The sequence below is a fragment of the Bradyrhizobium sp. 35 genome, assembly GCF_023073215.1.
GTDB classification, from domain to species: domain Bacteria; phylum Pseudomonadota; class Alphaproteobacteria; order Rhizobiales; family Xanthobacteraceae; genus Bradyrhizobium; species Bradyrhizobium canariense_D.
Genome location: NZ_JADPJC010000080.1, coordinates 200,489 through 213,545, shown reverse-complemented (window position 1 = coordinate 213,545; position 13,057 = coordinate 200,489). Strand labels below are relative to the sequence as shown.

The 13,057-nt window shown below is 63.3% G+C and carries 10 protein-coding genes; 5 read left to right on the top strand and 5 right to left on the bottom strand.

Features of this window, described 5'->3' with window-relative positions; translation table 11 throughout:
• Window positions 1–112 precede the first annotated feature (112 nt).
• Entirely contained in the window at window positions 113–1,303 is a 1,191-nt protein-coding gene (locus tag IVB36_RS17200; RefSeq protein ID WP_247392454.1) for an ABC transporter substrate-binding protein, read from the bottom strand.
• Between the two features lie 526 nt (window positions 1,304–1,829).
• Here IVB36_RS17200 and IVB36_RS17195 point away from each other — a divergent pair.
• Window positions 1,830–2,114 (top strand): hypothetical protein, encoded by a 285-nt coding sequence (locus tag IVB36_RS17195; RefSeq protein WP_018457287.1) that lies wholly within the window; start codon window positions 1,830–1,832, stop codon window positions 2,112–2,114.
• Between the two features lie 36 nt (window positions 2,115–2,150).
• Here the strand turns inward: IVB36_RS17195 and purU are convergent, their stop codons facing one another.
• Window positions 2,151–3,014 carry a formyltetrahydrofolate deformylase gene (gene purU, locus IVB36_RS17190; protein WP_247392451.1) on the bottom strand — a complete coding sequence of 288 codons (864 nt, stop codon included), beginning with the start codon at window positions 3,012–3,014 and terminating at the stop codon, window positions 2,151–2,153.
• 141 nt (window positions 3,015–3,155) lie between these two features.
• Here purU and IVB36_RS17185 point away from each other — a divergent pair, with 141 nt between their 5' ends.
• Window positions 3,156–3,995: a uroporphyrinogen-III synthase gene (locus IVB36_RS17185; RefSeq protein ID WP_247392439.1), complete on the top strand. Its 840-nt coding sequence runs from the start codon at window positions 3,156–3,158 to the stop codon at window positions 3,993–3,995.
• A 16-nt stretch (window positions 3,996–4,011) separates the two neighbouring features.
• Here the strand turns inward: IVB36_RS17185 and IVB36_RS17180 are convergent, their stop codons facing one another.
• The 3 genes from IVB36_RS17180 to IVB36_RS17170 form a co-directional block, all read right to left on the bottom strand.
• Window positions 4,012–4,692, bottom strand: coding sequence for a redoxin domain-containing protein (locus tag IVB36_RS17180; RefSeq protein ID WP_085359998.1), 681 nt, complete (start codon window positions 4,690–4,692; stop codon window positions 4,012–4,014).
• 21 nt (window positions 4,693–4,713) lie between these two features.
• Complete coding sequence (locus IVB36_RS17175) at window positions 4,714–8,037, bottom strand: adenylate/guanylate cyclase domain-containing protein (protein ID WP_247392433.1); 3,324 nt, start codon at window positions 8,035–8,037, stop codon at window positions 4,714–4,716.
• A gap of 143 nt (window positions 8,038–8,180) precedes the next feature.
• Window positions 8,181–8,858: a Crp/Fnr family transcriptional regulator gene (locus IVB36_RS17170; RefSeq protein ID WP_247392428.1), complete on the bottom strand. Its 678-nt coding sequence runs from the start codon at window positions 8,856–8,858 to the stop codon at window positions 8,181–8,183.
• A gap of 333 nt (window positions 8,859–9,191) precedes the next feature.
• Between IVB36_RS17170 and IVB36_RS17165 the strand changes: the two genes are divergently transcribed.
• The 3 genes from IVB36_RS17165 (at window position 9,192) to IVB36_RS17155 (ending at window position 13,055) form a co-directional block, all read left to right on the top strand.
• Window positions 9,192–10,013 carry an ABC transporter ATP-binding protein gene (locus IVB36_RS17165; protein WP_247392426.1) on the top strand — a complete coding sequence of 274 codons (822 nt, stop codon included), beginning with the start codon at window positions 9,192–9,194 and terminating at the stop codon, window positions 10,011–10,013.
• The gene (locus IVB36_RS17160) at window positions 10,010–11,941 is read left to right on the top strand and encodes a long-chain fatty acid--CoA ligase (RefSeq protein WP_247392424.1); all 1,932 of its coding nucleotides are present in this window, start codon (window positions 10,010–10,012) and stop codon (window positions 11,939–11,941) included. Before IVB36_RS17165 ends, IVB36_RS17160 begins: the two co-directional genes overlap by 4 nt.
• Before the next feature lie 220 nt (window positions 11,942–12,161).
• Window positions 12,162–13,055, top strand: coding sequence for a branched-chain amino acid ABC transporter permease (locus IVB36_RS17155; protein WP_247392420.1), 894 nt, complete (start codon window positions 12,162–12,164; stop codon window positions 13,053–13,055).
• Window positions 13,056–13,057: the final 2 nt, after the last annotated feature.

The following is a 13,057-nucleotide window of genomic DNA, read 5'->3' as shown; positions in this document are numbered from 1 at the left end:
CTTGGTTCGGTTCTCGCGTGGATGCCGGGGTCAAGCTCGGGCATGACGAGAGTGGAGGGCGAGATCCCCGATGTGCGCTAATGCGCGCGCCGGGATGGCGCACTTTCGTGCGTCACTTCTTGGTCTTGCCGAGATCCTTGACGGCTTCGAAGGTCGCGAACTCGACGTTGTAGAGCTCGCCGTCGACCTTCTCGACCTTCCGGATGTAGATGTTCTGCACGATGTCGCGGGTCTCGGGGTCGATCGAGATCGGGCCGCGCGGGCTCTCCCACTTCTGGCCCTTCATCGCTTCGACCAGCTTGGTGCCGTCGGTGTCGCCATTCGTCTTCTTCAGCGCTTCGTAGATCAGGTGAATGCCGTCATAGCCACTCACCGCCATGAAGCCCGGCCGGTTTCCGTAGGCCTTCTTGTAGGCCGCGACGAAATCCTTGTTCATCTGCGAGGGATGCGCCGCGGAATAGAGGTGAGCGGTGACCGTGCCCAGCACGGCGTCGCCCATGTTGTTGAGGAGATCGTCGTCGGTCACGTCGCCCGGTCCGATCACCTTGATGCCGGCCTTGTCGAGCCCGCGTTCGGCATACTGCTTCATGAAGTTACCGCCCTGGCCGGCCGGCACGAACACGAAGATCGCGTCAGGCTTGGCATCCTTCATACGCTGGAGGAACGGTGCGAAATCAGGATTTGCAAGCGGCGTTTTGACCTCTTCGACAACTTCGCCGCCACCGGCGGTGAAGTTCTGCTTGAAGAAGTTGAGCGCGTCATTACCCGGCGCGTAGTCCGAGGTCAGCGTCGCCACCTTCTTGATGCCGTTTTTCACCGCCCAGTCGGCGATGATGGTGGAGGACTGCGCCAGCGTGAAGCTGGTGCGCACGATATAGGGCGAGCGCTCGGTGATGATGGAGGTGCCCGCCGCCATCACGACCTCCGGGATCTTGGCTTGCGTGGCGAGCGGCGCCGCCGCGAGCGCGGCCGGCGTCACGCCGAAGCCGGCGATGAAATGGACCTTGTCGTTGACGATCAGCTCCTGCGCGGCGGTCTTGGTCTTGTCGGGAATCGCAGCATCGTCCTTGAGGATGATCTCGATTTTCTTGCCGGCGACGGTGTCGCCCTTCTGCTGCATGTAGAGCTTGATCGCGTTCTCGATCTGCTTGCCGGTCGAGGCCTGGCCGCCGGTCATCGGCAGGATCAGGCCGATCTTGACGCTGTCCTCGGCCTTGGCCGGAGCGACGGCCACGAGGCCCGCGATGGCGGCAGCTGCTGCGGCCCAAGCGGTCTTATGAGACGGTTTTTTACGTTCGAACATCAGATGTCCCTCCCCTTCATTCCTGATCTCTTGTGCGCCGGACCGAGTGCCCGATCCTTGCCTTAAGTCTAGCTCACGCACGCGTGATGGCGCGCAACATGGCGTCTTTCGCGCCCTTATTGTCAATCGGACGTTTGGCGACCATTCGGCGCAAGCCGAGCGTTCCGATTGCCGACGGCAGAAGCGATATAGGGTCACGTCCGGGTACCGCCGGCACCATGATTGCGCTCGCTTTCATTTGTACGATTGTACAAATGAAATGGACCTGTCAACAAAAAAGCCTCTTTGCTGATCAAGCCACTTTGTCGCAAACCCTTGCCGCAGTCTAGAAACGCTCCCAGCCGGGTGGATGGAGGATTTCGTCTTTTGTTTGCAGAATTTGAACATCGGCAAGGCTCGGGTCGGTACACTCCGGTATCGAATTACCTACCTCGAATAAGCCTATTTTACCTTGTTGAAGGCTACTCTCCCGGCGACAGCCTGACCTGGCGTCCAACACGACTGACCTCGCTCTGTAAATGGTGCAATGCCTAGATCCTTCGGTTCCCTCCTGATCCTCCTCGCGCTCTCCGCGGGCCTGTCCGGCTGCGGCACAGTCAACGAAAAGCTCTCCTCCGGCATGGGCGACTACGTCCCGCAATGGGCCGGCGGCTTGCCGGCGGACGCCCCGCCGCGGGCGGGCACGCCGCAATACGATGCCTACATGAAGGAGCGCGAGCGCAGGCGACTGATGCCGGCGGCGGATCGCGAAAAGGAAGAGCAGGCGCAGAAGGGCGCAACGGGCTCGGCGTCCGGCACCGCGGTGCGCTAGTCGCGCCCCCTCGCCGCTTGCGGCGAGCGTAGCAAATCAATCCACGAACACCACGGTCTTGCGGCCATTGAGGATGACGCGGTCGTTGAGATGGTAGCGGATCGCGCGCGCCAGCACGCGGCGCTCGATGTCGCGGCCCTTTCGGACGAGATCCTCAGGCGTGTCGCGATGGCTGATGCGCTCGACGTCCTGGTCGATGATCGGGCCCTCGTCGAGGTCGCGCGTGACGTAATGCGCGGTGGCGCCGATCAGCTTGACGCCACGCTCATGGGCCTGGTGATAGGGTTTTGCGCCCTTGAAACCCGGCAGGAACGAGTGGTGGATGTTGATGCAGCGTCCCGACAGACTTGCCGAGAGATCGTCGGACAATATCTGCATATAGCGGGCGAGCACGACGAGATCCGTCCCCGTCCCGGCGACGAGATCGAGGATCTGCGCTTCCTGCTCGCGCTTGGTCTCTTTCGTAACAGGCAGATAGTGGAACGGAACCCCGCCGAAATCGAGCCCGTCATAGACCTCCCGCGGATGATTGGAGACGATTGCGGCCAAAGTCATCGGCAGCTCGCCGGTGCGCCAGCGATAGAGGATGTCGACCAGGCAGTGATCGGACTTCGACACCAGCAGCATCACCTTGCGATGCGCAGCCCGATCGCGCATCTGCCATTTCATGCCGAAACGCTCGGCGATCGCGGCAAAGCCAGTCTGGAGCGCCGACAGCTCCACGGCGAGATCGGCAGCGGTGAACACCACCCGCATGAAGAACTTGTTGGTCTCGATATCGTCGAACTGTTGGGCGTCGAGGATGTTCTGTCCGGAATTCGCCAGGAAGGTCGACACCGCCGAGACGATGCCGGGACGATCCGGACAGGACAGGGTCAGGACATATTGATGATCTGGCATGGGCCTTGATGAAGGTTTGGGCAGCGGCTGCGGAACGACCCGCGATTTGCGCCCTGCTCTATCACCGCCCCCACCTTGCGCCAATCCCGACCGTGGAGTCAGGATGAACGCACGATTGCTTTGACTAACCGGAGTAGGCTCATGGCCGACCGCTTGAACGGCACCCGCATCCTGATCCTGGAAACGCGCGAGGAGGCGCAGTTTTCGAAGCTGCTGGCCGAGCAAGGCGCCGAGGTCGTGCAATGCCCGATGTTCACCATCCAGGATGCACCGGACCCCGCCCCGGTCGAGGCCTGGATCCGCCGCGCCATCGACAGACCCTTCGACGATCTCGTGCTGATGACCGGCGAAGGGCTGCGGCGGATCATGAAGCTCGCCGTCGCACGAGGGCTCGATCAGGCCCTCGTGGCGGCGCTTGCCAGATCGCGAAAATTCACCCGCGGCCCGAAGCCCGGCAAGGCACTGCGCGAAGTCGGGCTCGAGGCGCAGCAGACCACGGAAAAGCCGACCACCGAGGGCGTGATCGAGAAGCTCGGCAAGCTCGATTTGAAGGGGCACCGCCTCGGCCTCCAGCTCTATCCCGACAAGGATCACAGCGCGCTGACCGGTGCGCTGTCGGCGCAAGGTGCCGAAGTCGATACCGTGCTGCCCTATGCCTATGACACCAAGGCGGCGGACACCAGCATCGTCGCCGCCATCCACGACATGGCCGAAGGGCGGATCGATTCCATCGCGCTGACCAATCTCGGCCAGGTCCGACGGCTGATCGAAGCTGCGAGAGCCCACGGCAGCGAGGCGAAGCTGCGCGCGGGCCTCGAGCGGACGCTGATCGCGTCGGTCGGACCGGCGGTCTCGGGCGAGCTCACCGCGCATGGTTTGCGCACGGACGTCTCGCCGGTGGAAGATCACTATTTCATGCGCCCGCTTATCTCGGCGATGGCGGCAGCATTGGTGGACAAGCGGCCGAAGGTGGCGGAATGATCGCCTGACGCGGTGCCTAGCTTGCCATCTGCGAGGCGGCCGACATCAGCTCCTGCGGGCTCGGCGCGGCAAACATGCGATGGCCGCCTTCGGGCACCTCGGTAAAGCTCCAGCGCACAACCCCCTCGCGGTCGAGCAGAAACTGCCCGAAGAGCTGGCCCTGGCCGGTTGCCGCCATGCGCTGATCGGCTTCCGTTATCTCATAGCCGTCCTTGTTATTGAGGTACTCCGCGGCCGCGGGCCGGTTCATCGGGCCGGGCAATTCGCCGGGCATGTCGACTTGCATGCTCATGACCACGTTCATGCCGACCTTGTGCGGCCACTCGGTCTCGTTCTCCGTGAACTCGAGATTGGGCAGGCCGAACGCGCGGTGCGAGAGCCGCTCGGGATCGGACGCAGCGAGCAGGTTGGGCAACGGATGGTAACGGAAATAGAGTCGCGCGCGCTCGATCGGCGTGTTGACCACCGTGAGACTTTCGACGCCCTTCTCGTGCAAGGCGGCATCAAGTTGCGCCTGTGCCGCGATATGGCGGCGGCAGAACGGGCAATGCAGCCCCCGATACAGGCCCACCAATATCGGGCTTTGTCCGCGAAAGTCTTCGAGCGCGATCTTTCCGTCGCGTGTGATCGCGTCCAGCACGACGTTCGGTGCACGATCGCCCGGTTGAAGTGGTCCCTCGACGTGACGTTCAGACATGATGGCACTCCTTCACATGATCTAGTCAAGAAACGGCAGTACGATCAGCCCTGCGGGATCAAGCCCGTGCCGCGTGCAGACGTCCTGTGCCAGCGCGAAATATCGCTCGGCCTCGGGCATGTCGCCTCGATCAAGGTTCAGCGTCGCGAGACCATCATAGCATGGAAACAGCTGCTGCGGCTCGCCGGTTTCGCTCGCCACCTCGATTGCCTCATTGTAGCAACGAGCAGCCAGATCGGGCCGGAAATGGCATTGATGGATTTGCCCGAGCACGATCAACGGCACGGAGAGATGCTCGCGCTGATCAAGCGCGCGGTCGATTTCGATCGCCTTTTCGGCGGCCGGCACCCCCTCCTCAGTACATTTGTCCGTGAAGGTGCAACAGGCAACGGCAAAATTGGCAAGAAGGCGCGCCTGGAACCCGAGATCGCCGATCCGACACGCGACATCGAGTCCGCGCCGGCAAACCTCCACGGCTTTCGCCGGGTCGACAATCGTGTAGAGCACACCGAGATTGGTGTAGCCGCGGCAGGCCACGTTGAGGAGCCCGGCGGCCTCGGCTGCTGCGACACTTTGCTCCACCTCGCGCACCGCCTCTTGGTGTCGGCCAAGCCGCGCCAGTGCCACCCCCTTGGTGTTGAGCGACTCTGCAATGGCGCGCGCCGCCTCGAATCCGACTTGCCTGTCGGCGTCCGCCGGTACGCTTCGGGCGTAGCCAAGCGCCTCGTCCGCCCATCTCGCGGCGGCCACGTGATCGCCCGTGCGAAACGAAAGACGACCGCGCTCTTGCAGGAGGTGCGCCCACTCGATGGGCGCGTCGGTCCCTCCCAGCCGTTCGGCCGCCTCGGCATAATGCGCCTCTGCCTTGATCCGCTTGCCGGCGTCCCACAACAATCGGCCAAGCTTGCGGAGAATTCGCGCTTCGCCGATGCGGTCCTCCGCATTGCGATGACCTTCCAGCGCATTCTGGTAGTGCTCCTCAGCCGTGATCCTCCGGCCGGCCGCGGCACACAGCTCCGCGATCCGCTCGCAGAGGATCAGGCGTTCGGGCTCCCGTTCCCCGCCGGCCAGCAACACGGCGAGGGCCTGTTGGTAGAAGCGGACGGCATCGTCATTGGCGTAGGTCGCGCGGGCGCGATCGCCGGCCGCGCGCAGATAGCGCGCACCTTTCGGCTTGCTCGCGCTCAGGCTGAAATGATGTCCGAGCAGTATGAGGTCCTCGAGGCGCTCGGGCTCATTGCCATAGAGCCGCTCCAGCGCGGCACCAATCCGTCCATGGAGCTCGATCCGACGCTGCAAGAGCAGGTTTTGATAGATCACGTCCTGAAGCATGGTTTGCGTAAAGCGATAAGATCGCAGCGAGATCGAGTTCGCGCCCGCGACCTCCTCGACAATCTCGGCATCGCACAGAAGCTCGAGTCCCGCTTCCACCTTCGTCCGCTGCGATGCCATCGCACCGAGAAGAGCCGCATCAAAACGTGGGCCGATCACCGCGGCCTCCTGGGCCAAGCGGCGCACCTCATGCGGCAGCCGGTCCAGGCGCGCCAGTAACAGGGCCTGAATGCTTGCCGGTATACCGGCGGCGGCTTCATCTGACTTGATCCGCCACCGTGAGCCGTCACGCTCCAAGGCGCCAGCTTCGATGAGACCGCGGATGATTTCCTCAAAGAAGAGTGGATTGCCGCCCGCGCGCTCCAGGATTCGACTGAACAGATTTCCCGGCGGTTCACTCCAACCGTGGCTGAAGTAGGCCGCGAGCAGCTTTTGTCCGTCTGCATCACCAAGCGGAAGCAATCGAAGGGTTGTATGGCTGATCCGCCCCGAGCCGAACTGATCCAGTTCCAGCATAGGCCGATGCGTAAACAACAGCATCAGCCGCGTACGCTCCAGCCGGTCCATCAGGAACCGCAGCGCTTCAAGCGATACGGCATCGGCCCAGTGCAGATCCTCGACAATGATCAGGAGCGGCGACAGGACCAGGCGCCGTTCGAACACGGTACGAATCGCAAAGAATATCTGCCGCCGAAGCTGCTCGGGCTCGACGTGCTGCAGCGCGGCGTCCGGATCGCCGAGGCCGAGAACGTGGAAATAAAGGGGCATCAGGCGATCGGCCTCTTCGACCGCAAGGCCGAGCTCCGACAGTGCCGTCGCCAGCTTGGCCTGGGCCTCCGCCACGGTCGTCTTCTGCGCGATGCCGTAGGCGCTGCGCAGCACAGCGGCAAGGGTGCCATAGGACTGTTCGCCCAGCGGCGAGCAGACAGCGCGCCGGATCGCCACGCCGGCGAAACGGTCCTCATCGCGGGCGTGGGCAACGAATTCGTCCACCAGACGCGTTTTGCCGATGCCGGCTTCACCGACCAGCCGCACCAGCTGCGCCGCGCCGCCACACGCGAGATCAAGATTGTCGACTAGACGGCCGAGCTCGGCGTCGCGCCCAATCACCGGCGCACTCAGGCCCAGCGTATCGAGGCCGCGTGCCGCACGGGGCGTGTCGAGCGGTCCGTTCAAGCGATGGACCAGGACGCTGCCCATCTTGCCCTTCAGCGACACCTCGCCAAGCGATTCATATGAGAATGCATGCCGCGTAAGACGGTAGGTCAGCGGCCCGACCAGCACCTCGCCCGTGGAAGCCATCGACTGCAATCGTTGAGCCGTATTCACCGTATCGCCCGTGACCGAGTAGGATTTGGCAACTCCAACACCCAGTCCGCCAGCAACCACGTGCCCGGTGTTGATGCCGACATGAAGCAGGAGCGGTGACCCGGCATACGCCTTTGCACGTTCGCTGAGTTGCGCCGTTCGGCCGATCATGTCGAGCGCGGCGCGGACGGCCCGCTCGGGGTCGTCTTCGTGCGCGGCCGGCGCTCCGAATAGCGCAAGCAGCGCGTCGCCGATGAATTTGTCCACGAAGCCGCCAAAGCTTTGCACCGCCGCCGTTAGCTCCTCGAACAATTCGTTCTGAAGCGCCTGCATGACTTCAGGATCGAGTCGCTCGCTCATCGTGGTGAAGCCGCTAAGGTCGGCAAACAGCACGGTAATGGTGCGGCGGTTGGCTTCGCTGTCGATCTTGTCCGGCTGCGATCGAAACCCGTATTGAGCTTCGGCCGTCGGCGCCAGCGGTGGCGAGGACGCCCTGGACGGGACTGTCACGCGGCTGGCCCGCATTGATGCCTGCCCGCCTGACCTGGAGGCTTCACTGACGAGGGCGCCGCATTTCGGGCAGTACGCGAAATCCGGTGCGCACGCATAGCCGCAGCCGGGGCAGGCGTTCGGCTGCTTCGTGCCGCATTTCGGGCAGAAGACAAAGCCGCTCTGAACCTCGGAACCGCAACAGGAGCAGTTCATGGGTCGAGACCCCGCGGGCGCCGCGATGGCGCAGCCTGCTGGACCCGGTCAGATGGCCCAGGATCTCGGCAAGGATGGGCTCGTCGTGCCGGAAGAGCAAGCGGTGGGTTGCGGCGCTCGCAGTTGCGGCCGCGAACGCTGCTTCACTCCTGCCCGTACCCCCTTAGCCGTTCGATATCCAGAATAGTCACGCCACCATACTCCAACCGGAGCAAGCCCTCTTTCTCCAGCCGGTTCAGCGCGCGGTTGGCATTCTGGCGGGACATGCCGGAAAGCGCGCCGATCTCTTCCTGGGTGATCTCCAGATGCGCGGTGGATTCCGGATAGAGGATCGGATTGAACAGCGAAGCAATGCTGCGGGCAAGCCGCGCAGTGGCATCCAACGTGCGGTTGACCTCGAGCATGCCGATGAACTGGCCGAGCCGCTCGTTGAGCTGGCGTACCAGGAAGCGATTGAAGCCGACGCTGTTCTCGAACAGCCACATGAAGGCGCTGCGTTCCATCAGCGCGACGCGGCTGTTGCGCAGCGCGACCACGTCATAGCGGCGCGGCTCGTTCTTGAGCACGCTGCCCTCGCCGAACCAGGCCCCTGCCGTCAGCCCGGCAAGACTCGTCTCCTTGCCGTCGCGCGAGACCCCACCCATCCGGGCAAGGCCGAAGACCATGCCGGCCCAATAGTCGAACGTATCGCCGCGCATGAAGACGGCCTCGCCAGTGCCGTAGGACCGCTCCGTGATCCCCGTACGAGCGACCTCGATCTCCGCTTGCGTGAGCTCGCGCGACCAGGCAGCGACGCGCTTCAGCTGATCCTCTGAAATCATGATCCCGAAGCCAGCCGCACCGTTCGTCACTCCTGTTCTGCTGCAACGCAGCACGACCCTTTCGACCACCATCCGACGAAAGATGGATGATCCCCCCATCCAAAAAACTTTGTCGCAGAATTGTCAGGCGGGAGACATTTCAAAATAGCGCTTTCCCCTATTGAGGACCACCTCGGGCGATGCGGCTTTTGTCCCAAACGGGAACGAGAGCGGCGCGGCTGCGGTCGAGACCATCTGCTGCATGGCCTCACCGGCACGGTCGTACTAGGATCGCACGACAGGAGCGGACGAAGAGCGCCACTGAAAGCGCCATCACCGGGAGGGATCTGTTTGGTGGCTACCAGTCTTGAAGTGCGCGGCGTGTCCTTGCGATTCGGCGGCGTTCGTGCGCTGACCGATGTCGGCTTCGCCATCAGGGAAGGCGAGCTGTTCTCGATCATCGGCCCCAACGGCGCCGGCAAGACCTCGATCGTGAACTGTATTTCCGGCCGCTACAAGCCGACCGAAGGCCAGCTGCTCTACCAGGGCCGCGACATCACCGGCCTGACGCCCAACGCGCGCGCGTCGCTCGGCATCGGCCGCACCTTCCAGAACCTGGCGCTGTTCCACCACATGAGCGTGCTCGACAACATCATGGTCGGACGCCATCACCTCCTGAAGAACAATTTTCTCACGGGCTCGCTGTACTGGCTCACCGGCGCGCGCAAGGAAGAGCTCGAGCACCGCCGCAAGGTGGAAGAAATCATCGATTTCCTCGATCTCCAGTCGGTGCGAAAGGCGCCGGCCGGCACTCTCTCCTACGGCTTGCGCAAGCGCGTCGAGCTCGCCCGCGCCATGGCGCTGGAGCCGCGCCTCATTCTCCTCGACGAGCCGATGGCCGGCATGAACTTCGAGGAGAAGGAGGACATGGCCCGCTACATCGTCGATCTCAACGAGGAGTTCGGCATGACCGTGGTGATGATCGAGCACGACATGGGCGTGGTGATGGACATCTCCCACCGCGTCATGGTGCTGGATTTCGGCCGCAAGATCGCCGAGGGCGATCCGGCCGCCGTGCTCGCTGATCCCCACGTCAGGCGCGCCTATCTTGGCGAAGAGGACGAGGTGCTGGTCGACCCCGACGATGCTCCGCCGGCGCAGGAGAGCGCGGCATGATGGATTACGCAGGCCGTGTCGCGCAGGCCAACACCTATCCCAAAATGCTTCGGCTGAATGCGAAGGAGTACGGGAACGAGATCGCGCTCCGAGAAAAAGATCTCGGGCTATGGCGCCCGTTCACCTGGAACGACTACCAGACGCGGGTGCGCGATTTCGCGCTCGGCCTCGTCGAACTGGGCCTTGGGCGCCAAGACGTCGTAGGCATCATCGGCGACAACCGGCCGGACTGGGTCGCGGCGGAAATCGCGACCCACGCGGTCGGCGGATTGAGCCTCGGGCTCTATCGCGACGTGCTCGACGAAGAAGCTTCGTATCTCCTCAATTATGGCGAGGCGCAGCTCGTTTTCGCTGAGGACGAGGAGCAGGTCGACAAGCTGCTCACCCTCGCCGACCGCGTCCCAAAGCTGAAGCACATCATCTATTCCGATCCGCGCGGCATGCGGAAATACGATGATCCGCGCTTGATGTCGGCGGAGACGTTTGCCGAACTCGGCCGGGCGCGGGCTACGCGCGAACCGGATCTTTACGACCGGCTGGTGGACGCCACCAAGGGCGAGGACGTCGCGATCCTCTGCACGACATCAGGTACCACGTCGCATCCAAAGCTCGCGATGCTCGCCGCCGGCCGCGTGCTCGGCCATTGCGCCACGTATCTCGCTTTCGACCCGAAAGGGCCGGACGACGAATACGTGTCGGTGCTGCCGCTGCCTTGGATCATGGAACAGGTCTATGTACTCGGCAAAGGCCTCTTGTGCCGGATGAAGATCAACTTCGTCGAAGAGCCCGAGACCATGATGAACGATCTGCGCGAGATCGCGCCGACGTTTATCCTGTTTGCACCGCGCGTTTGGGAATCGATCGCCGCCGATGTCCGCGCCAGGGTGATGGACGCAACCCCGTTCAAGCAGCGCCTGTTCGACATCGGCATGAAGAGCGGGCTTGCCGCGCTCGAACAGGGCGAGCGTTCCGGCTTTGCCGACGCGATCCTGTTCCGTGCATTGCGCGACCGCCTCGGCTTCACCCGCCTGCGTTCAGCCGCAACCGGCGGCGCGGCACTCGGGCCCGAGACCTTCAAGTTCTTCCAGGCCATGGGCGTGCCGCTGCGCACGCTCTATGGCCAGACCGAGCTGCTGGGGGCCTACACGCTACATCCCGCGGGCAAGGTCGATCCCGACACGACGGGCGTGCCGATGGCCGACAGCGTCGAGATCCGCATCGACAATGCCGACGTCCACGGCGTCGGCGAGATCGTGGTGCGGCATCCCAACATGTTCCTCGGCTACTACAAGAACCCGGAGGCGAGCGTAGCCGACATCAAGGACGGCTGGATGCTGTCCGGTGACGCCGGCTATTTCAACGCGAACCGTCAGCTCGTGGTCATCGACCGCATCAAGGATCTCGCCGAGACCTCGCGCGGCGAGCGCTTCTCGCCGCAATTCATCGAGAACAAGCTGAAGTTCTCCCCCTATATCGCCGAAGCCGTGGTGCTGGGCTCGGGCCGCGACGCGCTCGCCGCAATGATCTGCATCCGCTACTCCATCATCTCGAAATGGGCGGAGAAGAACCGGCTCTCGTTTACGACCTACAGCGACCTGGCCTCGCGGCCCGAGGTTTATGCGCTACTCAAGAAGGAAGTCGAGACCGTCAACGCGACTCTGCCGCCGGCACAGCGCATCTCCCGTTTCCTGCTGCTCTACAAGGAGCTCGACGCCGACGACGGCGAACTCACCCGCACGCGGAAAGTGCGCCGCAGCGTCATCAACGAAAAATACGAAGGCATCATCGACGCGATTTACCGCGGCCAGGCCGACATCCCCGTGGACACCGTGATCCGCTTCCAGGACGGCAGCACGCAGCGCGTACGTACAACGCTGAGGGTCGTGGACCTGGGCGGACCCGGGCACATGGCGGAGGCCGCGGAGTGAGCCTACTTCGAACCGAGAGCGCGATGCGGGTCGATGCGTCCTCTCCCCTTGCGGGAGAGGGCATCTCCGCTATTAGCCAAGACCCCACTCGGGTGAGGGGTCCTCTCTCCCCGCCCTTACTGCTGAGACAACCCCTCACCCGTCTTCGCTTCGCGAAGCCACCCTCTCCCACAAGGGGAGAGGGGAATAGCGCGCCGGATTTGTCAGCGAGCACCACTTCATGAATACCGCCTTCCTCATCCAGCTCCTGGTCAACGGCCTCGTGGTCGGCACGCTCTATGGCGTGGTCGCGATGTCCTTTGTGCTGATCTACAAGGCTAGCCAGGTCGTCAATTTCGCGCAGGGCGAGCTCTTGCTTGTCGGCGCCTGGGTGTGCTGGACCTTGCTCGCGAAATACCAGGTGCCGTTCTGGATCGGCATGCCGATGACGCTGGTGTTCATGTTCGTGTTCGGCATCGCGGTGCAGGTCCTGATCCTGCGGCCGATGATCGGCGAACCCATCATCTCGGTCATCATGGTGACGATCGGCCTGTCCACCGTGCTGCAGGCGACGCTGAAATGGATGTTCGGTGTCAATCCACAGCCGTTCCCGCGCGTTTTCGAGAGCCAGTCCGTCAGCCTGCTTGGGCTCCAGATCCAGACCGTCTACGTCATGAGCCTCGTCGTCTCGATCGCGATGATGATCGGCATGGCCTGGTTCTTCCGCGCCTCAAAGTACGGCCTTGCGATGCGCGCCACCGCGTTCAACCAGCAGGTCGCGCAATCGCTCGGCATCTCCGTGAAAAGCGTGTTCGCGATGGCGTGGGCGATCTCGGCGACGGTTTCCGCGGTCGCGGGCGTCGTCGTTGCCGTGGTGAACGGCGTCTCGTCCGGGTTGGCCGGCTACGGCATTAAGGTGTTTCCGGCGGCGATCCTCGGCGGACTCGATTCCGTCGGCGGCGCCGTGCTCGGCGGCATCATCATCGGGCTGCTCGAGAACATCGCGCAATATGTCGACAGCGAGTATCTTCACTGGGGCAATCTCTACGAGATCGCGCCGTTCTACGTCCTCATCATCGTGCTGATGATCAAGCCCTACGGCCTGTTCGGCACCCACGACATCGAACGGATCTGATC

Excerpts from the sequence above, each read along its gene's own strand:
- IVB36_RS17200 (WP_247392454.1), bottom strand. The coding sequence starts at position 1,303 with ATGTTCGAACGTAAAAAACCGTCTCATAAGACCGCTTGGGCCGCAGCA.
- IVB36_RS17195 (WP_018457287.1), top strand. The coding sequence starts at position 1,830 with ATGCCTAGATCCTTCGGTTCCCTCCTGATCCTCCTCGCGCTCTCCGCG.
- purU (WP_247392451.1), bottom strand. The coding sequence starts at position 3,014 with ATGCCAGATCATCAATATGTCCTGACCCTGTCCTGTCCGGATCGTCCC.
- IVB36_RS17185 (WP_247392439.1), top strand. The coding sequence starts at position 3,156 with ATGGCCGACCGCTTGAACGGCACCCGCATCCTGATCCTGGAAACGCGC.
- IVB36_RS17180 (WP_085359998.1), bottom strand. The coding sequence starts at position 4,692 with ATGTCTGAACGTCACGTCGAGGGACCACTTCAACCGGGCGATCGTGCA.
- IVB36_RS17175 (WP_247392433.1), bottom strand. The coding sequence starts at position 8,037 with ATGAACTGCTCCTGTTGCGGTTCCGAGGTTCAGAGCGGCTTTGTCTTC.
- IVB36_RS17170 (WP_247392428.1), bottom strand. The coding sequence starts at position 8,858 with ATGATTTCAGAGGATCAGCTGAAGCGCGTCGCTGCCTGGTCGCGCGAG.
- IVB36_RS17160 (WP_247392424.1), top strand. The coding sequence starts at position 10,010 with ATGATGGATTACGCAGGCCGTGTCGCGCAGGCCAACACCTATCCCAAA.
- IVB36_RS17155 (WP_247392420.1), top strand. The coding sequence starts at position 12,162 with ATGAATACCGCCTTCCTCATCCAGCTCCTGGTCAACGGCCTCGTGGTC.